This window comes from Variovorax sp. 05N34 (assembly GCF_056397405.1).
Genome location: NZ_JBFTNI010000004.1, coordinates 22,403 through 41,695, shown reverse-complemented (window position 1 = coordinate 41,695; position 19,293 = coordinate 22,403). Strand labels below are relative to the sequence as shown.

At 64.9% G+C, this 19,293-nt stretch carries 15 protein-coding genes; 12 read left to right on the top strand and 3 right to left on the bottom strand.

What is annotated here, in order from left to right:
* Positions 1-3: 3 nt before the first annotated feature.
* On the top strand, positions 4-375 hold the full coding sequence (locus AC1DMA_RS12125; protein ID WP_478123919.1) for an Hsp20/alpha crystallin family protein: 372 nt from the start codon (positions 4-6) through the stop codon (positions 373-375).
* Between the two features lie 265 nt (positions 376-640).
* Positions 641-1,378: an alpha/beta hydrolase gene (locus AC1DMA_RS12120; protein WP_478144343.1), complete on the top strand. Its 738-nt coding sequence runs from the start codon at positions 641-643 to the stop codon at positions 1,376-1,378.
* Here AC1DMA_RS12120 and tsaD read toward each other — a convergent pair.
* Entirely contained in the window at positions 1,326-2,375 is a 1,050-nt protein-coding gene (gene tsaD, locus AC1DMA_RS12115; protein ID WP_478144342.1) for a tRNA (adenosine(37)-N6)-threonylcarbamoyltransferase complex transferase subunit TsaD, read from the bottom strand. The genes AC1DMA_RS12120 and tsaD overlap by 53 nt on opposite strands.
* 66 nt (positions 2,376-2,441) lie before the next feature.
* Between tsaD and AC1DMA_RS12110 the strand changes: the two genes are divergently transcribed.
* The 4 genes from AC1DMA_RS12110 (at position 2,442) to AC1DMA_RS12095 (ending at position 7,027) form a co-directional block, all read left to right on the top strand.
* Positions 2,442-3,710: a nitrate- and nitrite sensing domain-containing protein gene (locus tag AC1DMA_RS12110; RefSeq protein WP_478144341.1), complete on the top strand. Its 1,269-nt coding sequence runs from the start codon at positions 2,442-2,444 to the stop codon at positions 3,708-3,710.
* A gap of 344 nt (positions 3,711-4,054) precedes the next feature.
* A complete protein-coding gene (locus AC1DMA_RS12105; RefSeq protein ID WP_478144340.1) occupies positions 4,055-5,299 on the top strand; it encodes a CmpA/NrtA family ABC transporter substrate-binding protein in 1,245 nt (414 codons plus the stop codon).
* A 10-nt stretch (positions 5,300-5,309) separates the two neighbouring features.
* Positions 5,310-6,221, top strand: coding sequence for a nitrate ABC transporter permease (gene ntrB / locus AC1DMA_RS12100; protein ID WP_478144339.1), 912 nt, complete (start codon positions 5,310-5,312; stop codon positions 6,219-6,221).
* A complete protein-coding gene (locus tag AC1DMA_RS12095) occupies positions 6,218-7,027 on the top strand; it encodes an ABC transporter ATP-binding protein (RefSeq protein WP_478144338.1) in 810 nt (269 codons plus the stop codon). The genes ntrB and AC1DMA_RS12095 overlap by 4 nt, the downstream gene beginning before the upstream one ends.
* 32 nt (positions 7,028-7,059) lie before the next feature.
* On the opposite strand, the gene AC1DMA_RS12090 is transcribed toward AC1DMA_RS12095, so the two are convergent.
* Positions 7,060-8,313, bottom strand: a complete 1,254-nt coding sequence (locus AC1DMA_RS12090) for an ANTAR domain-containing response regulator (protein WP_478144337.1) — start codon at positions 8,311-8,313, stop codon at positions 7,060-7,062.
* A gap of 254 nt (positions 8,314-8,567) precedes the next feature.
* Here AC1DMA_RS12090 and AC1DMA_RS12085 point away from each other — a divergent pair, with 254 nt between their 5' ends.
* Positions 8,568-9,845 carry an MFS transporter gene (locus tag AC1DMA_RS12085; RefSeq protein ID WP_478123927.1) on the top strand — a complete coding sequence of 426 codons (1,278 nt, stop codon included), beginning with the start codon at positions 8,568-8,570 and terminating at the stop codon, positions 9,843-9,845.
* Positions 9,846-9,967: 122 nt separating this feature from the next.
* On the opposite strand, the gene AC1DMA_RS12080 is transcribed toward AC1DMA_RS12085, so the two are convergent.
* The gene (locus tag AC1DMA_RS12080) at positions 9,968-11,680 is read right to left on the bottom strand and encodes a bifunctional protein-serine/threonine kinase/phosphatase (RefSeq protein ID WP_478144643.1); all 1,713 of its coding nucleotides are present in this window, start codon (positions 11,678-11,680) and stop codon (positions 9,968-9,970) included.
* 64 nt (positions 11,681-11,744) lie between these two features.
* Here AC1DMA_RS12080 and nirB point away from each other — a divergent pair, with 64 nt between their 5' ends.
* The 5 genes from nirB (at position 11,745) to cobA (ending at position 19,260) form a co-directional block, all read left to right on the top strand.
* Complete coding sequence (nirB, locus tag AC1DMA_RS12075; protein ID WP_478144336.1) at positions 11,745-14,210, top strand: nitrite reductase large subunit NirB; 2,466 nt, start codon at positions 11,745-11,747, stop codon at positions 14,208-14,210.
* Between the two features lie 13 nt (positions 14,211-14,223).
* The gene (gene nirD, locus AC1DMA_RS12070; RefSeq protein ID WP_478144335.1) at positions 14,224-14,604 is read left to right on the top strand and encodes a nitrite reductase small subunit NirD; all 381 of its coding nucleotides are present in this window, start codon (positions 14,224-14,226) and stop codon (positions 14,602-14,604) included.
* Positions 14,605-14,627: 23 nt separating this feature from the next.
* Positions 14,628-17,426, top strand: a complete 2,799-nt coding sequence (locus AC1DMA_RS12065) for a nitrate reductase (protein WP_478144334.1) — start codon at positions 14,628-14,630, stop codon at positions 17,424-17,426.
* Positions 17,427-17,521: 95 nt separating this feature from the next.
* Positions 17,522-18,475 (top strand): DNA-binding protein YbiB, encoded by a 954-nt coding sequence (gene ybiB, locus AC1DMA_RS12060; protein ID WP_478144333.1) that lies wholly within the window; start codon positions 17,522-17,524, stop codon positions 18,473-18,475.
* Positions 18,472-19,260: a uroporphyrinogen-III C-methyltransferase gene (cobA, locus tag AC1DMA_RS12055; protein WP_478144332.1), complete on the top strand. Its 789-nt coding sequence runs from the start codon at positions 18,472-18,474 to the stop codon at positions 19,258-19,260. The genes ybiB and cobA overlap by 4 nt, the downstream gene beginning before the upstream one ends.
* Positions 19,261-19,293: the final 33 nt, after the last annotated feature.

Here is a 19,293-nt window from a genome sequence, read left to right as displayed (position 1 = left end):
CTCATGTTTTTCGCACCCGCTATCCGCACCGCCCGCTTTGTGCCGCGTTCGTACGACCGCAGTCTGGAGCGGTTCGTCAACGACGCCTTCTCTGGCGCTCAACGCTCGCTCAATGTCGAGCAAGACGAGAAGACCTGGACCTTGACACTCGATGTCCCCGGCCTGTCGCGCGACGACCTCACGATCGGAATCGAAGGCGCTGTGGTTCGCATCGAAAGCAAGCCCGAAGCCAAGCGCCAGATCAAGGCCGCCTACGAGCTGCCGCAGGACATCGACGTTGCTGCGAGCGAAGCGAAGCTCGAAAATGGCGTCCTGAGCCTCAAGCTGGGCAAGCTGATTCCGGTCAGCAACGTCGCCCAATTGGCGATCAACTGAGCCCCTCGAGCGCGCCCCTTCGGCGTCGCTTCACAGCCCGCGCTCTGGAACCACCAAGTGGCCCCGGGCTCGGGGCGGGCAAGCTCACAAAGCCTGAATGCACGGGCCGGTAACTTTTGGTTGCCGGCCTGACGCATTTATGAACCACAATCCGTGCGCAGTACGTCACGTTCTGTGACGTATTTTTCAAGGCCTTTGTATTAATTCGCGCCCTTAAGACGTGGGGTTTGCCCTAGATCCCGCGCAAGTCGCTCACAGAAGCACCATGAAAACGCACCTGAAGCTTGCAGAAATCGATGCTCGATCGGACACCCTCCTGGTCTTTCTTCCGGGCGCATTCCTGAAGCCCGAAGAGTTCGAGCGCGAGGGCTTCGTGAGCGCCATCCAGGAACGTGATCTCGYTGCCGATTCCTTGCTGGTGGACGCCGACGTGTCGTACTACTACGACCAGACTTTCATCGAGCGGCTGCAGCAGGACGTGATAGAGCCGCAACGCGCGGCGGGCTACCGGAAGATCTGGCTGGTCGGAATCTCCATCGGCGGCTTTGGTGCCCTGATTCATGAATTGGCAAAGCCGGGCACCGTCGATGGCATCGTGACCTTGGCCCCTTATCTCGGTCGCCGACCGGTCGGTGCGGAGATCCAAAAGGCAGGAGGCCTGCGCGCGTGGAAGGCCCCCGAAGGCCCGGCGCCGGACGAAGAGGTGGACCGCAAGCTCTGGCCGTGGCTCCAGCAGTACGCTTCGCCCGCTCAGCCGGCGAAGCTCCCGCCGCTCTATCTCGGATTCGGCCTCAGCGACCGGTTTGCGGCCAATCATCGGCTGCTGGCTGATGCACTCCCCACCGACCACGTCTTCACCACCGAAGGCGGCCATGACTGGCCACAGTGGTCTCAACTGTGGCGAAAGATGCTCGACGTGCTGCCCCTGCCGCAGCAGTCCAGGAAAGCGCCTAGGCTGGTTCCGTCCCTGCATCCAGCGACGCCAGCGGCCATCGCGGCTTGACATCGAAGGCATACCGTTCGGTCGGCCTCTGGATGCCGGCCTGGAGGCGCATCGCGGCGGCCATTGCGATCATTGCGCCGTTGTCGGTGCACAAGTGCAACTCGGGGTAGTGAACCCGCACCCCGCGCTTGGCGCATGCGGCATTCAGTTGCTCGCGCAGCACCCGGTTCGCGCCAACTCCGCCTGCCACCACCAAGCGATCGAGCCCCGTTTGCTCGATAGCGGCGATCGACTTTTTCAGGAGAACTTCGACGATGGCCGCTTGCGTGGACGCTGCGAGGTCGGCCTTTCGTGATTCAAGCTCGTCGCCGAGCTTTTTGGCTTGGGTGAGCACCGCGGTCTTCAGCCCCGCAAACGAGAAGTCCAGGTCCCCGCTGTGCAGCAATGGGCGCGGAAGCTTGAAAGCAGTGGCTTGGCCCTGCTCCGCCAGCTTGGCAAGCCATGGACCACCCGGATAGGGCAAGCCCATCAGCTTGGCGCTCTTGTCAAATGCCTCCCCCGCCGCGTCATCGATCGTCTCGCCCAGTAGTCCGTAGCGGCCCACCCCGTCGACCCGCATCAGCTGCGTGTGACCGCCCGACACAAGAAGCGCGACGAAGGGAAATTCCGGCGGATCGGCACTGAGGAAAGGCGAAAGCAGATGCCCTTCGAGGTGATGGACGCCCAGGACGGGTTTGCCCAGTGCCGCGCCGAGGGCGCACGCCACTCCAGCGCCCACGAGGAGCGCGCCGGCCAAGCCAGGCCCTCGCGTATAGGCCACCACGTCGACATTTGCCAGTTGCCGGCCGGCATCCTCGAAGACGGTTTCGGCCAAAGGAAGCACCCGCCGGATGTGATCGCGGCTCGCGAGTTCGGGCACGACACCGCCATAGGCCTGGTGCATCGCGATCTGGCTGTGCAGCGCATGCGCTGCGAGGCGGGGCAGCCCGCTCGCGCCGCTCTCGACCAAGGCCACCCCGGTTTCGTCGCAGGACGACTCGATTCCCAATACAAACATGCCAGACATGCGGCGAGTGTAGGTGCCGCCCGATCGCGGGGCACGGATGTTGCTGCAAGTCCTTTGATGAAATCCGGCCTGAGTTTCCTGATCGCCGCCCTCCGTTGCGAAATCGAAGGGTTGGAGCAACTGACTCGCACCGGCCAACTGGTCGGAAGCATCGGAAGACTGGTGCATGCATTGCAGCGCGAACGCGGCATTTCCAACGTATGGCTGGCCTCTGGCGGACAGCGCTTCGCTGCGCAGCGCAGTGAGCAGATTGCCGAGAGCATGAACATGGAGACGGCAGCGCGCGAAAGCTTCGACCTGCTGCAGACCGACAGCGCCCGCATCGGCAACGGCGCGCGGCTCTTCAGTCGCATCGCATGGGTCCTGCCCGGCTTGGACGGGCTTCCTGAACTGCGCCGCCGTATCGGATGCCTGGAACTGGATGCGGCGGCATCGACAACTGCGTATACCAAGCTGCTGTCCGGACTGCTCGCGGTGGTATTCGAGGCAGCGGACGGCGCCACCGACCCCGAGGTCTCGCGCGTCTTGGTTGCGCTCTTCAATTTCATGCAGGGCAAGGAATTTGCCGGGCAGGAACGTGCCTGCGGCGCGGCTGCATTCGCTTCAGGGCGCAACGACAGCAGCCGGCAGCAGCAATGGCTGCACCTGATCGACTCGCAGGAGCGTTGTTTTCAGCTCTTCATCGAGTTCTCTGCGGAGACGGTGGCCGACCTCTGGCGCACGACCCAATCGCCGGAGCAAATCGCCGAACAGGAACGCCTGCGCCGAATCGCCTGCGCCGCACCCCCGGGCGTGATGCTCGACCCGGACCTGAGCCGGACGTGGTTCGACTGCTGCACACGACGCATCGACGCGATGCACTGGGTCGAAGAGCGGCTCGCCGCCGATCTGCAGCGAATCTGCAAGGACAAAACAGCGAAGGCACATTCGGAACTGCGGGCCCATGAAGCGCTGCTGCCAAGAGTGACCGAATCGGCTGACCCGATGGCCGCGGCGTTTTTCGAGGAGCCCGTATGGTCACAGTCGCCCGGCAGCGCACCGCTCTACGGCAGGCAACTCGAGCGCTCCATTCTGGACATGGTCCAGGAGCAATCACACCGTCTGCAGGCCATGAGCGACGAGTTGGAAACCGTGCGCGCTGCCCTCAACGAACGAAAGCTTGTCGAACGCGCCAAGGGCCTCCTGATGGCCCGCCGCGGCATCAGCGAACAGGAAGCGCACAAGATGCTGCGCCACACCGCGATGAACCAAAGCCGGCGCCTGATCGAAGTGGCCGAATCCGTGCTCTCGCTGGCGGAATTTCTGCCCCGGGATGTGGCTTCCTGAAAGCGGCAGCTGATCTGAAATGGTGCGACGCACAACGATCGTGCCGCCGGGCAGGTCCGCGCCAAAGCAGTCGGTGGACTGCGCCATCATTGGATTGTTTGCTATGTTCTTGATAGCAGCACCACATCCGCAAAGATTGGCACGGGGTTTGCAATACGTAGAACACAGATCGATGAAGGTCTACAGATAGACAGCATCCAACGGCGGATACGGTCTACCGAACTGGACAAAGGCGTCCCCACCCGCAAGGGCTCGTTTTCGAGCAGCCCCTGCGCGGTGAGGACGCCTTTTTTGCTTTTGCTTTTTGTGTTTTTGCCTTTTCCCTTTCCTTCGGAGTTCGCCCCATGACCGATTCGCTTGCCTCCAAACTGAGTCGCAGACGCGTGCTGCAGGCCGCCGCTGCCGGTGTCGTCGGGCTGGACCCCGCGTTGCGAGCGGCCGTGTGGGCCCAAGGATCCGACAAGCCGGAGAAGGAAGAAGTCAGGATCGGCTTCATTCCGCTGACCGACTGCGCCAGCGTGGTGATGGCCTCGGTGCTGGGCATCGACAAGAAGTACGGCGTGAAGATCGTGCCCAGCAAGGAAGCCAGTTGGGCCGGCGTGCGCGACAAGTTGGTCAACGGCGAATTGGACTTTGCCCATGTGCTCTATGGGCTGGTTTATGGCGTGCACGTAGGCATTGGTGGGCCGAAGAAAGACATGGCCGTTCTGATGACGCTCAACAACAACGGCCAGGCGATCACGCTGTCGAAAAAGCTCGCCGACAAGGGTGCCGTCGATGGCGCCTCGCTGGCCAAGGTGATGGCGGCCAACAAGGTCGACTACACCTTTGCGCAGACCTTTCCCACGGGCACCCACGCGATGTGGCTCTATTACTGGATGGCCGCCAACGGCATCGATCCGCTGAAGGACGCCAAGGTCATCACCGTGCCTCCGCCGCAGATGGTTGCGAACATGCGCGTGGGCAACATGGACGGCTATTGCGTCGGCGAGCCGTGGGGTCAGCGCGCCATCATGGACGGCATCGGCATCACGGCTGTGACCACGCAGGACATCTGGAAGGACCACCCCGAAAAGGTGCTCGGCACGACGGGTGACTTCGTCAAGAAGTACCCCAATACCGCGCGCGCAGTGACCGCGGCCATCCTGGAGGCCAGCAAGTGGATCGACACCGGTCTGCAGAACAAGAACAAGATGGCCGAAACCATTGCCGACAAGAGCTACGTCAACACCAACGTCGACGCCATCAACCAGCGGATCCTGGGCCGCTACTCCAACGGGCTCGGCAAGAGTTGGGACGACCCGAACTACATGAAGTTCTTCAACGACGGATCGGTGAACTTCCCGTACCTGTCGGACGGCATGTGGTTCCTCACGCAGCACAAGCGCTGGGGCCTCCTCAAGGAGCATCCCGACTATCTGCAGGTCGCCACGCAGATCAACCGCATCGACGTCTACAAGCAGGCCGCGGCAGCTACGAACACGCCGCTTCCCAAGGAAACGATGCGCACCAGCAAGCTGTTCGACGGCGTCGTTTGGGACGGCAAGAACCCCAAGCAGTACGCCGATTCGTTCAAGGTCCATGCCTGAGGAGCCCGTCATGGTGAGCGCTGTCTTTCATTCCCCTCTCGATACCCGTCCCGCTCTGCCGGCCGCTGCAAAGAGCTTTGTCGCGACCAAGCCCGTGGCCCTGGCCCGCCGGCCCGAACCCGAGCCGCGAACGCCGCGCGACTTCAGCGCGCTGTGGCTGCGCGTGCTGCCGCCGGTGCTCGGCGTCGCGCTGCTGATCCTGATCTGGGAACTGGTCGCGATGAAGAGCACCACCGGCTTTCCCTCGCCGCTCGCGACCTGGCAGCAGGCCCTGACGGTGTTCAGCGATCCGTTCTACAGCAAGGGCCCCAACGACCAAGGCGTGGGCTGGAACGTGCTCTCGTCGCTGCAGCGCGTCGCGCTTGGCTTCGGTCTCGCGGCCGCGGTGGGTATCCCTGCGGGCTTCGCGATCGGCCGCTTCGATTTCCTCTCGCGCATGTTCAATCCCCTGATCAGCCTGCTGCGCCCGGTCTCTCCGCTGGCCTGGTTGCCGATCGGGCTGCTGGTATTCAAGGGCGCCAATCCGGCGGCGATCTGGACGATCTTCATCTGCTCGATCTGGCCGATGATCATCAACACCGCGGTGGGCGTGCAGCGCGTGCCGAGCGACTACATGAACGTCGCGAAAGTGCTGAACCTCAGCGAATGGAAGATCTTCACCAAGATCCTCTTTCCAGCGGTGCTGCCCTACATGTTGACCGGCGTGCGGCTCGCCGTCGGGACCGCGTGGCTCGTGATCGTCGCGGCAGAGATGCTCACTGGCGGTGTCGGCATCGGCTTCTGGGTGTGGGACGAGTGGAACAACCTCAACGTCGCCAACATCATCATCGCGATCTTCGTCATCGGCATCGTCGGCCTCGTGCTCGAGTTCGCGCTCATCAAGATCGCCACGGCATTCACGTTCGAAGAGGTGAAGTCATGAATGATGACAAGAAGTACATCGAGATCCAGGGCGTCGAGCAGCGGTTCAAGACGGCCAAGGGCAGCTTCCTCGCATTGCGCGACATCAACCTGTGCGTGGCCAAGGGTGAGTTCATCACACTGATCGGGCACTCGGGCTGCGGCAAGTCGACGCTGCTGAACCTCATCGCCGGTCTCACCACGCCCACGCAAGGCGTGCTGCTCTGCGCCAATCGCGAGATCAAGGGCCCGGGGCCAGAGCGCGCGGTGGTGTTCCAGAACCACTCGCTGCTGCCCTGGCTGACCTGCTACGAGAACGTGTACCTCGGTGTCGAGCGCGTGTTCGCGTCGACCGAAGCGAAGGCGCAACTCAAGGCGCGCACCGAAGCGGCGCTCGCGCTGGTCGGTCTGAGCGCGGCGGCGCAGAAGCGCCCCGGTGAGATCTCCGGCGGCATGAAGCAACGCGTGGGCATCGCCCGCGCGCTCTCGATGGAACCCAAGGTACTGCTCATGGACGAGCCCTTCGGTGCACTCGACGCGCTCACGCGCGCCAAGCTGCAGGACGAGTTGCTCGCCATCGTGCAGAAGACGCACAGCACGGTCGTCATGGTCACGCACGACGTGGACGAGGCTGTGCTGCTGTCCGACCGCATCGTGATGTTGACCAACGGGCCCGCGGCGACCATCGGCGAAGTGCTGGCAGTCGACATCCCACGTCCGCGCAATCGCGTCGAGCTGGCGGAAGACCCGGTCTACGTACATGCGCGCAAGGCCGTCATCGACTTTCTCTACACGCGCCAGGCGCACGTGGAGAAGGTCGCCGCCTGAGTCGCCACGGCGGCGGACCACTCACGCGGGAGTCAGGACATGATGACCTGCAAGCTGTGCTCGTACGAGGCGGTGAGTTGGTCGAAGGTGTCGACCAGCGCATCGCTGGAACGCACCAGCGCAGCGCGCCCTTCTGCGCTCGCGACGTCGCGCACGCCGTGCACCAGTTGCAGCCACTCGTCGCGCGCGGCCGCCAGCGCGGTCCGGATTTCGGGTGAGCTCAAGGGTGCGCGCTCGAGCTCGAGCAGCGCGGACTCGAACGCCTCCATGGTCGGCGCCAAGCGGTCGCGCATGGCATCTTGCGACAAGATCGACGCCAGCAGCGCGTCCTTTGCAAGCCGCTGTGCGCGCATGCGCTCGCGCCCGCAGATGTTGACGATACGCAGCGCCCGTCGCGCGCCGTGTGCCTCCAGTGCACCCGTCAGAGTCTCGGCGGCAGACAGCAGCGCATCGGCACGCGCATCGATATCTATCAACGCTCCCGGTGCGAGGCGCGCGTCAAGTGCCGCCTCCAGCCCTTGCCAGGCCACGCGCACATCCGATAGGGCCCGCCCACCGGCCTCATTCAGTTCGAGGGCAGCCAGATGATCGAGGTTGTCCTGCACGCGCTCAGCCGACTGCGTTCGCAGGACGCGCGCGCGTCGCGCATCGACACCGGCCAGCGCCTGCGCCGCTACGCGGACCAGCCGCTGGGACAGCATGCGCAACTGCCCCGCGCGATTGATCGCATCGGCCCATCGCGAAGCCTCGACCACGGACCGCGAGACTTCGCCGAGGCGCAGGTTGGCATGCATGGCCGCGCCGCGCAGCAGGCCAAAGGCCTCGTCCTCCTCGATGCCGCGTGCGGACATCAGCAGGCCCTTGGCGCGATCGATCCACTTGCGCTCGTCCAGGCGGGTGCGCAGCGCGACGAGTTCGGTGCGCAGCCCGTTCTCCCGCTGCCAGCGCGCCTGCGCGCGGCCCAGCAAGGCCTCGAGGGATTGCGCGTTCAGCGCCTCGATCGATTCCCACGCGTGCACGCCGAGCGCCGCCAACTTCTCGTGCGACTCACGATCCAGCGGGGCACAGGCGAGGCTCACTGCACATGGCGGCGTGCCCGACCAGGCTTGCAATGCATCGAGAAGATCCTGCGTCAGCGTGGGCATGCAGATCAGGATTTCTCGGGGCGCAAGCGACTGGGCCTGCGACACCATCGTGCGGCAAGTCGCACGCACGAACGCCGAAGCGTCGAGACCCTGGACAAGGTCGGTGGCTTCGGAGGGAAAGACAACAAAAAGAGGGTTCACGGCGCGTTTCAAGCTGTGACCGAAAGCATAGGGCAGATGCGCCGCGATGCGTTGGCACATGTTTTGCGTGATATGGCTCGCGGTGTAACGAAGCACCGCTTTGGTGAAGCGGCAGACACCTGCATGCCGCCCGGTAGCGCAACCATCGGGCACACCCCTCACGCCGTCAGCGTCCGCTGCCGGCACACCGCCCCAACCCCGTCCGACGACACGGCCCGCCAACGGCCGCGCCGCGGCATTTCGCATTGAAAGCCATGTCCAGCTTCAAGTCCTTCCTTCGCTCAGGCCACGGCCCGACGTTGTTCGCGGCCTTCCTGTACTTCGCCTTCTCGTGCTGCATCTGGGTGCTCAACGGTGCAATGGCACCGTTCATCGGCGAGACCTTCAACCTCTCGCCGGCGCAGAAAGGCCTGATGCTGTCGGTGCCGATCATCGCCGGTGCGCTGATGCGTTTTCCGCTGGGCATCCTGTCGCAATACATCGGCCGCAAGAGTGCGACGCTGGTCGAGATGGGCCTGATTGCCGTGGCGATGCTGTTCGGCTTCTTCATGGTGCACAGCTTCAACGATCTGCTCGCGATGGGCGTGCTCCTGGGCATCGCGGGCGCAAGCTTCGGGGTCGCGCTTTCGCTGGGTTCGGGCTGGTTCCCGCCGCAGCACAAGGGCCTCGCCATGGGGTTGGTGGGTGCGGGCAACGTCGGTACCGCGGTGTCGGTGCTGGTGGCTCCGCCGCTCGCCCAATGGCTGGGCTGGCAAAGTGTGTACGGCGTGGCGGCTGTCGCGATCCTGGTGCCGATGATCGTGATGATCATGCTCGCCAAGGAGCCACCCGACATCGACAGCCACGCCAGCTTCCGCGAGCACATCGCCTGCCTGTTCGAGAAGGACGGATGGGTGTTCAGCCTCATCTACGGCGTGACCTTCGGCGGCTTCATCGGCCTCACGACCTTCCTGCCCTCCTACTACTACGACCAATTCGGCGTCAGCAAGGTGCAGGCCGGCCAGCTGACTATGTTGGCCGCCTTCATGGGTGCGGCCGTGCGCGTGATCGGCGGCTGGATCTCCGACCGCTGGGGCGGCGTCAACACGCTGACATTGGTCCTGCTCGTGGTGGCGATCAGCCTGGTCCTTGTCGGCGCATCGTCGGCATCGTTGACGCTCACCACGCTGCTGCTGATCGCCTGTTTCGCCGCACTGGGTGCGGGCAACGGCGCACTCTTCCAGCTCGTGCCGCTGCGCTGGCCCGCAAGCACAGCGGTGGCCGGCTCCATGATCGGCGAGATCGGTGCGCTCGGCGGAGGCCTGGTGCCCAACGCGATGGGCTTGTCCAAGCAATACCTCGGCAGCTACGCCTGGGGCTTCGTCTTCTTCGCCGCACTGTCGCTCGTCATGCTGGCCGTCATGCGCGTGATGCAAATCCGCTGGACCCGCACCTGGGCCGAAAAAGGCGGCCGCGCCCGCGAAGCCGCACAGCCACCAGTCACGACCCACCGCCCCAAGAGCTCCAAGGCCCCCAAGGCGCGCAACGCATGACCCCGCACACCCTCATTCCAAAAATACCGCGGAACCGGCTTCACCGGGTCGCCGGTATTGCCCCCGGATGGGGGTGGGCGGCTACGCGAAGTGAGCCAACCTGGGGGCGAGCAGCACGCCTCTCAAGTCCGGGGCAGGAAGAGCAGCCACACCACCAGCAGCACATTGAACAGCAGCGACACAGCGAGCGCGATCTTGTAGAGCGCCGCCGGATCGCGGCGGGCCAGCGGCGTGGCGCTCGGCGCGCCGACGGGACGGGACGCACCGCGCTCCAGCGCGAGCAGAAGTTCCTCGGCCGTCTCGAAACGTTGCCGGGGATCGCGCGCCACGGCCTTGCGCACCAGGTGGTCGAGCCATACGGGCACATCGGGCCGGATGCGCGACAACGCGGCCGGATCGCGCCGGTAGCGCGCTGCCTGGTAGGGCTCGATCTCGCCATAGGGCAGGCGCCCGGCGAGCCACTGGTAGAGCGTGACCCCCAGCGCGAACAGATCGCTGCCTGCGTCGGCGCCCTCGCCTTCCCACTGTTCGGGGTTGATGTAGCTGGGCGTGCCGGCGTGCAGCTCGCGCTGCGCCGCGCCCTCGCGCCCGGACAGCGCGACACCCAGGTCGAGGATGCGCCAGCGCCCATCGTCGCCAAGGTGCAGGTTGCCCGGCTTGATGTCGCGATGCACCACGCCGTGGCGGTGCAGCCTTCCCAGCGCGCGGGTCACTTCGATGGCCGCGGCCACGACCTCCGCCACCGCACCACGCCGACCGTCCTTCTGCATCTGCTCGAGCGTTCGTCCGCCGTGCCAATCGAACACGGTGTAGAGCGCGCTGGCATCCTCCGCGCGTTCGTGAACGCGCACGAAGCCGCTGTCGGCGCGAGCGCTGACGCGCAGGCCCAGCCAGGCTTCGTGAGCGAGCATCGCGCGCTCCTGCGGATCGCCGGCCCGGGACGGATGCAAGGTCTTGAGGGTCACCAGTGCTCGCGTCTCGGGTCGACGTGCCTGGTAGAGCACATGCACGCCGGTGTCGGCCACCCGCGCGGTGATGACGTAGCCGTCGAGCACATCGCCGACCTTCAGCTGCGGCGGCGGAGCCAGCCGGCGCACGTCGCCCATCTCATCGTCCAGTTGGCGGGCATCCAGTCCCATGACGCGGATCACCAGCGCGGTGGCGTTGTCGCGGGATCCTGCCGCCAGCGCGGCCTGCACCAGTGCATCGCTGGCCTCGCCCGCGTTGCCCTGCAGCGCAAGGGCCGCCAAATGCTGTGCCTTGAGCACACCGTGAACGCCGTCGGAGCTGAGCACGAAGCAGTCGCCGACCCGCACGTCGCCCTGCACATAGTCGACCCGCACCTGATCGTCGAGACCGATTGCGCGCGTCAGCCGGCTTCGCAGATCGGGGTGCTCGAAGGCATGGTCATGGGTCAGCTGCATGGCAGGCTCGCCACCCTGGCGCACTCGCCACGCGCGCGTGTCGCCGACGTGCGCGAGCGTGTAGCTCTGTCCATGCAGCACCAGCGCCGTCAACGTGGTGAGCGCGGTGCCGCCACCCTGGCGGCGGCGGTTGTGATCGGCAAGCCATGCGTTCTGCGCGCCGATCAGCCGGTCCAGCGCCGCCGTCGGCTCCCAGGTGTCGGGCGTGGCGAAGTAATCGCCAAGCAGGCCCATCACGGTGGTCTGCGCGGCCTCCAGACCGCGTCCCCCGGCGGACACGCCGTCGGCGATGGCCGCAATCAGTCCGCGCGCTTCCTCGCCCTGCGGCGCATGCACCGCGCCGGCGAAATCCTCGTTGACCTCGCGGGGCCCGCGCAGGCTGCTGTAGCCGATGTCCACTTCAAAGCTCATGGCGCGATTCTCCACGCGCGCCCCGGGCACCTCGCTTGATTGAATCCAGGAAAGGTCCAACGCCATGAAGAAAATGAAACTCGTGATGGTCGGCAACGGCATGGCCGGCGTGCGCACGATCGAGGAGCTGCTCAAGATCGAGCCCGATCTCTACGACATCACCGTGTTCGGTGCCGAGCCGCATCCAAACTACAACCGCATCCTGTTGTCGCCGGTGCTGGCGGGCGAGCAGACGGTCGACGAGATCGTCCTCAACAGCTGGGAGTGGTACGCCGAGAACAACATCACACTGCACGCCGGCAAGAAGGTCGCGGAAGTCGACCGCGTCAACCRCATCGTTCGCGCCGAAGACGGCACCGAGGCGGTCTATGACCGGCTGCTGATGTGCACCGGCTCCAACCCCTTCATGCTGCCTGTTCCCGGCAAAGACCTGAAGGGCGTGATCGCCTATCGCGACATCGCCGACACCGACTACATGATCGAGACCGCACGCACGCACAAGAACGCGGTCGTCATCGGCGGTGGACTGCTGGGCCTCGAAGCGGCCAATGGCCTGATGCTCCGCGGCATGAACGTCACCGTGGTGCACGTCATGCCGTGGCTGATGGAGCGGCAACTGGACGACGTGGCCGGCAAGCTGCTGCAGAAGTCGCTCGAAGACCGCGGCCTGAAGTTCCTCATTGGTGCGCAAACCCAGGAACTCGTGGGCAACGAACAAGGAAGGGTCTCGGCCATCCGCTTCAAGGACGGCACCGAAGTCGCCGCCGACCTGGTGGTCATGGCCGTCGGCATTCGTCCTAACACGGAGCTGGCAGAGAAGATGCGGCTGCACATCAACCGCGGCATCGTCGTCACCGACACCATGCAGACCGTGACCGATGCGCGCATCTACTCGGTCGGCGAATGCGCTGCGCATCGGGGCATCGCCTACGGCCTGGTCGCACCGCTGTTCGAGCAGGCCAAGGTCGCGGCGAATCACCTGGCGCAATTCGGCATCGGCCGCTACATGGGCTCGCTGACGTCGACGAAGCTCAAGGTCACAGGCATCGACCTCTTCTCCGCCGGCGAATTCATGGGCGGCGAAGGCACGGAGGAAATCGTGATGAGCGACCCCTTCGGCGGCGTCTACAAGAAGCTGGTGATCAAGGACGACAAGCTCGTCGGCGCCTGCCTCTACGGCGACACGGTGGATGGCAGCTGGTACTTCAAGCTGCTGCGTGACGGACGCAGCGTGCACGACATTCGCGACAAGCTGATGTTCGGCGAATCCAACATCGGCGACACCGGCCACGAAGGCCACAGCAAGGCTGCTTCGATGCCGGACGACGCCGAGGTCTGCGGCTGCAATGGCGTCAACAAGGGCACCATCTGCAAGGCGATCAAGGACAAGGGACTCTTCACTCTCGAAGAGGTCAAGAAGCACACCAAGGCCAGTGCATCGTGTGGCTCGTGCACCGGGCTGGTCGAGCAGATCCTGATGTTCACGGCCGGCGGCGACTACTCCGCCACGCCGAAGAAGAAGGCTGTGTGCGCCTGCACCGATGTCAGCCACCAGGACGTGCGTGAGGCGATCCGAAAAGGGCACTACCTCACACACGACGAGGTGTATCGCAATCTCGGCTGGCGGACGCCAAACGGATGCGCGACCTGCCGGCCTGCAATCAACTACTACCTGATCTCGACCTGGCCGAAAGAGGCAAAGGACGATCCGCAGAGTCGCTTCGTCAACGAGCGCAGCCACGCCAACATCCAGCGGGACGGCACCTATTCGGTGATACCGCGCATGTGGGGCGGCCACACGACGCCCGACGAATTGCGCCGCATCGCCGACGCGGCGGACAAATACAAGATCCCGACCGTCAAGGTCACGGGCGGCCAGCGCATCGACCTGCTCGGCGTGAAGAAGGAAGACCTGGAGAACGTCTGGAAGGACATCGGCATGCCCTCGGGCTTTGCCTACGCCAAGTCGCTGCGCACGGTGAAGACGTGCGTAGGCAGCGAATGGTGCCGCTTCGGCACCCAGGACTCGACGCAGATGGGCAAGGACCTGGAGCGCGCGCTTTGGGCGATGTATTCGCCGCACAAGGTCAAGCTCGCAGTCTCGGGCTGCCCGCGAAACTGCGCCGAGTCGGGCATCAAGGACGTGGGCGTGATCGGCGTCGATTCGGGCTGGGAAATCTACGTGGGCGGCAACGGCGGCATCAAGACCGAAGTCGCACAGTTCCTGGTCAAGGTGAAGACATCCGATGAAGTGATGGAGTACGCGGGCGCGTTTCTTCAGCTCTACCGTGAGGAAGGCTGGTATCTGGAGCGCACCGTGCACTACATCGGACGTGTCGGCCTCGACTACGTGAAGAAGAAGGTCCTCGAGGACGCGGAAGGCCGCAAGACGCTGTGGGAGCGGCTCCAGTTCGCACTCGATGGCGAACCCGATCCGTGGTTCGAGTCCAGCCAGGCTTCTGTCGACGTGCGGCAGTTCAAGCCGATTGCCGTAGTCGAGAGCATCCCTGCTGATGCGCAGACGGTCTGAAGGAGAGCGAATCATGAGCGAATGGAAAGTGATCTGCCGGGTCGAAGACATTCCCGTGCTTGGTGCCCGTCGAGTGGCGCGCRCCCAGGGCATCGATGTTGCGGTGTTCCGCAATTCAGAGGACGAGGTTTTTGCATTGCTCGACCGCTGCCCGCACAAGGGCGGACCGTTGAGCCAGGGCATCGTCTTCGGCACCAGCGTGGCCTGTCCGCTGCACAACTGGGCGATCGGACTCGACGATGGTTGCGCGAAATCGCCCGACGAAGGCTGCACACCGCGCTTTGCAGTGAAAGTCGCCAACGGTGTGGTGCACCTCGATGCGGGCGAGCTCCAATTGCACGCCACCGATCTCTCGCGGCCTGTGGCGGGGCCTCAGCCAGTCGTCGCAGACTGACTATCTTCACCCGAGCCAGCACCATGAACGAAACACGCTCCACCTGCCCCTACTGCGGCGTGGGCTGTGGCGTCATCATCGAGTCCGACGGCGCGCAGATCACCGGCGTGCGCGGGGACCCGGCGCACCCCGCCAACTTCGGTCGGCTGTGCACGAAAGGGTCTACGCTGCACCTGACCGCCAGCGCTGCCGTCACCATGCAGACTCGTCTTTTGCAGCCATTGCAGCGTGCCACTCGTGGCTCCGTCCCCGAGCCCATCACATGGGACGGCGCACTGGGGGTCGCGGCGGAACGATTCGCGCAGGTCATCGAGGAAAGCGGCCCCGATGCCGTCGGCTTCTACGTATCCGGACAACTGCTGACAGAGGACTATTACGTCTTCAACAAGCTGGCCAAAGGGCTCGTCGGCACCAACAACATCGACACCAATTCGCGCCTTTGCATGAGCAGCGCGGTGGCCGGCTACAAGAAGACGCTGGGCGCCGATGCACCACCAGCCTGCTACGACGACCTGAAGCACGCACAGTGCCTTTTCATCGTCGGCAGCAACACTGCGTGGGCGCATCCCATTTTGTTCCGGCGCATCGAGGATGCGAAGGCGGCCAATCCAACCATGAAGATCGTCGTGGCGGATCCTCGCCGCACGGACACCGCCGAGATTGCTGACCTGTTCTTGCCGATCCAGCCGGGTACCGACGTGATGCTCTTCAACGGCATGCTGCACCTGATGCTGTGGGAAGGCTGGGCGGATTCGCGCTACATCGCCGAGCACACCAACGGCTTCGACGCCTTGAAAGCGACGGTGCGCGACTGCACACCCGACCGCGTCGCACAGGTCTGCGGCATCTCCAAGGACGACCTCCTGGAGGCGGCGCGCCTCTTTGCGACTTCTGCAGCGACGCTGAGCCTGTATTGCCAAGGCCTGAACCAATCCTCTTCCGGAACGGCGAAGAACGCGGCCCTGATCAACCTCCATCTGGCGACGGCGCAGATCGGCAAACCCGGCGCGGGGCCCTTCTCGCTCACCGGTCAGCCCAACGCCATGGGCGGCCGCGAAGTGGGTGGGTTGGCCAATCTTCTTTCCGCTCATCGCGATCTCGCCAATCCGCGGCATCGCGCCGAAGTGGCGGCGCTGTGGGGCATCGACGATGTGCCGGCTCGACCGGGCAAGACTGCGGTCGAAATGTTCCAGGCCGCGGCGGACGGCGAAATCCGCGCGCTCTGGATCGCCTGCACCAACCCAGCGCAATCGATGCCCGACCAGGCGACGGTGCGCCGCGCGCTCGAGCGCTGCGAGTTCGTCGTGGTGCAGGAGGCATTCGCGAAAACGGCAACCTGCGAGTTCGCCGACCTGCTGCTGCCAGCCACCACATGGGGCGAGAAGGAAGGCACCGTCACCAACAGCGAACGCCGCATCTCTCGAGTGCGGCGAGCTGTGCCGCCGCCTGGCGAGGCTCGCAATGACTGGTCTATCGGCGTGGGTTTCGCGCGGCGGCTCGAGGAGCGCCTGGGCCGCACAGCCACGCTCTTTCCCTACGTGGATGCCGAGTCGGTCTGGAATGAACACCGCGAATCCACGCGCGGGCGCGATCTCGACATCACTGGAATGAGCTACGCGATGCTCGAATCGGCGCCGCAGCAATGGCCACTGCGTGAAGGCGAGACAGAAGGCCGCGCTCGGCTCTATGAGGACGGCATCTTCCCAACGCCCGATGGCCGCGCGCAGTTCGTCGATACGCCCTACAAGCCGGTAACCGAGCCCCGTGACGCGCGCTATCCCTTCTCTCTCAACACTGGCCGGCTGCGCGACCAGTGGCACGGCATGAGCCGCACCGGCACACTGGGCAGGCTCTTCGGCCACGCCGCCGAGCCTGTGGCTCAGATGCATCCGCAGGACATGGCCAGGCGCCAATTGGCCGAGGGCGATCTCGTGCACGTCACCTCGCGCCGAGGCTCGATCGTGGTGCCCGTCGCGGGCAGCGCCGATGTCGGCTTGAGCCAAGTCTTCATTGCAATGCATTGGGGTGGCGAATACCTGAGCGGCTCGTCCAGCACCGGCACGCGGCTTGCGGGCGTGAATGCCCTCACGACCTCCAGCTTCTGCCCCGATTCGAAGCAACCCGAGCTCAAGCACGCAGCAGTGAAAGTCCTCAAGGCCGAGATGCCCTGGACACTCCTCGCCGCCGCATGGCTCCCGCAGGAGGCCGCGCTGACTGTCGCCGGCGAGTTGCGAAACCTGATGTCGGCGTTTCCGTTCGCCAGCTGCGTGCCCTTTGCCGCAGGCGCTGCACTCGAAGATGCGAGTCCCGATCGCACCGGCGTGCTGTTCCGGGCTGCCGCGCATGAGGCACCACCCGACGCCGTCCTCTCGCAGATAGAAGGCTTGCTTGCGCTCGCAGGCACCGACACACTGCGCTACGCGGATGCAAAACGCGGGCAGCGTCGCGCGGTCCGTTTGACACGCAATGGCGCGAACGCGTACCTCGAAGGCTTCCTGCTGGGCGGAGACACTCGCTCGGAAGTCTGGATCAAGGCGTTGCTGCAAGACCGGCTGCCGGCGCAGGCCTTTGGCCGGCAACTGCTGCGGCCCGCCTCGGTGGCGCCCATCGGTGTCGCGGCACGCAAAATCGTCTGCAGTTGCTTCGGTGTCACGCAAACCGCCATCGGCGAGCATCTCGCGTCCTCCGCGGGCTCGGACGTGGAGCGACTCGCCGCATTGCAGGGCGCGCTGAAATGCGGCACCAATTGCGGGTCTTGCATCACCGAGCTGAAACGGATGGTGCGCTTGTCCTCCGGGCCGGTTCTGGCGGAGTCGCCATGAGCCTTGACGGGGCGACCGCGATAAACCCGCCTGGGCGACGGGGCATAAGCGCGCCCCATTTGCGGCATAAGTCATGCGGGACAATCCGGGCACCCATGGGAATCAGCCAATACATCAAGGAAATCGGTCGCGGCGCGCGCGGTGCAAAGCCGCTGGACCGCGAGCAAGCGCGCGATCTCTTCGGCCAGGTGCTCGACGGCACGGTGACAGATCTGGAAATCGGCGCTTTCTGCCTCGCGATGCGCATCAAGGGCGAGACGCCAGAAGAACTGGCAGGCTTCCTCGATGCGACGCATGTCCGGCTCCATCGCTTTCCAGCGACGGAACGCCCACTCGTGGTGCTGCCGAGCTACAACGGCGCGCGACGCCTTCCGGTTCTGACACCGCTGCTCGCCCTGCTGCTGGCGCGCGAAGGCCTGCCTGTGCTGGTGCATGGTGCCGCCACGGAATCGACGCGCGTCCTGGCATCCAGCGTGCTCTCGGCGCTGGACGTGCCGACGCTGCAAAGCATTCGTCCCATTGCCGATGGCGAGATCGTCTTCGCGCCCACCGAACTGCTGTCCCCGGGCCTGAAGCGCCTGCTCGATGTGCGACGTGTCGTGGGCCTGCGCAATCCTGGACACAGCGTGGTCAAGCTGATGCAGCCGAGCGAAGGTGAATGCCTGGTCGTCGGCAGCTATACGCACCCCGAATATGCGCAGTCGATGGCGGCGACTTTCGAATTGATGGGGATGACCGCCCTGCTCTCGCGCGGCCTGGAAGGCGAAAGCGCCGCCGACCCGCGCCGCACCGCGCAAATCGACGGGTTCGTTCACGGGCGCCACGTTGCATTGCAGGCGCAGCAGCCGGGCACGCAAAGTGAAGTGCCTGGCCTGCCCACCGAAATCGACATCGCGACGACAGCGGCCTACACCCGTCGCGTCTTGGCGGGCGAAGCGTCGGTGCCAAACGCCATCGCGCAACAGGTGGGGCACATCGTCCAATTGGCGAAGCTGGCGCAGGTAACCCCAGCGGTGCGGAAAGCGAAAGAGACCACGGAAACTCCATGAGCAAGTCATCCCACCACGGCAGTTGCACGCTGGTCGGCGCCGGCCCCGGCGACCCCGAACTGCTCACAATCAAAGCCGTCAAGGCCATCCAGGCCGCGACGGTGCTCTTGGTCGACGACCTCGTCAGCGAAGAAATCCTGGCTTATGCGAGACCCGGTGCGCGCATCGTTCATGTCGGGAAGCGAGGCGGCTGCCGAAGCACGCCCCAAGCGTTCATCGAGCGGCTCATGATCACCGCCGCCCATGAAGGAGAGACCGTCGTGCGCCTCAAGGGTGGCGATCCTTTCATCTTCGGCCGTGGCGGCGAGGAAGTCGAACACCTGCGCGAAGCCGGCATCGAGGCGCAGGTCGTCAACGGCATCACGGCAGGGCTGGCCGCAGTCACCGCGCTCGGCGTGCCGCTCACCCATCGCGATCACGCCCAAGGAGTGGTGTTCGTCACAGGACATGCCAAGACGGGGCACGCTGCCGATGAGCACCCGATGGATTGGCGCCAGCTCGCCGCCACTGCACGCGATGCACGCCTGACGCTGGTGATCTACATGGGCGTCACCGGCGTGGCGCACATCCAGAACGAACTGCTTCATGGTCTTTCGGCCGACACGCCGGTGGCGGTGATCCAGCACGCGAGCCTGCCGCAGCAAAGGCATATCGCAACCACGCTTGCCAAGCTTCGCGCGGACTTGGCTGACGCGGGCCTCGCCRGCCCCTCGATCATCGTCGTCGGCGACGTCTTGCGCGGAATGGCCGCAGTCGGAACGGCCGCCTCTCGATTCGGCACCTGATGAGCGGCGAACCCTTCAAGGCTGCGGGCGGCG

What these genes read in the sequence shown, in the direction of transcription:
- AC1DMA_RS12125 (WP_478123919.1), top strand. Translation starts at nt 4, where the DNA reads ATGTTTTTCGCACCCGCTATCCGCACCGCCCGCTTTGTGCCGCGTTCG.
- tsaD (WP_478144342.1), bottom strand. Translation starts at nt 2,375, where the DNA reads ATGTTTGTATTGGGAATCGAGTCGTCCTGCGACGAAACCGGGGTGGCC.
- AC1DMA_RS12110 (WP_478144341.1), top strand. Translation starts at nt 2,442, where the DNA reads ATGAAATCCGGCCTGAGTTTCCTGATCGCCGCCCTCCGTTGCGAAATC.
- AC1DMA_RS12105 (WP_478144340.1), top strand. Translation starts at nt 4,055, where the DNA reads ATGACCGATTCGCTTGCCTCCAAACTGAGTCGCAGACGCGTGCTGCAG.
- ntrB (WP_478144339.1), top strand. Translation starts at nt 5,310, where the DNA reads ATGGTGAGCGCTGTCTTTCATTCCCCTCTCGATACCCGTCCCGCTCTG.
- AC1DMA_RS12095 (WP_478144338.1), top strand. Translation starts at nt 6,218, where the DNA reads ATGAATGATGACAAGAAGTACATCGAGATCCAGGGCGTCGAGCAGCGG.
- AC1DMA_RS12085 (WP_478123927.1), top strand. Translation starts at nt 8,568, where the DNA reads ATGTCCAGCTTCAAGTCCTTCCTTCGCTCAGGCCACGGCCCGACGTTG.
- AC1DMA_RS12080 (WP_478144643.1), bottom strand. Translation starts at nt 11,680, where the DNA reads ATGAGCTTTGAAGTGGACATCGGCTACAGCAGCCTGCGCGGGCCCCGC.
- AC1DMA_RS12065 (WP_478144334.1), top strand. Translation starts at nt 14,628, where the DNA reads ATGAACGAAACACGCTCCACCTGCCCCTACTGCGGCGTGGGCTGTGGC.
- ybiB (WP_478144333.1), top strand. Translation starts at nt 17,522, where the DNA reads ATGGGAATCAGCCAATACATCAAGGAAATCGGTCGCGGCGCGCGCGGT.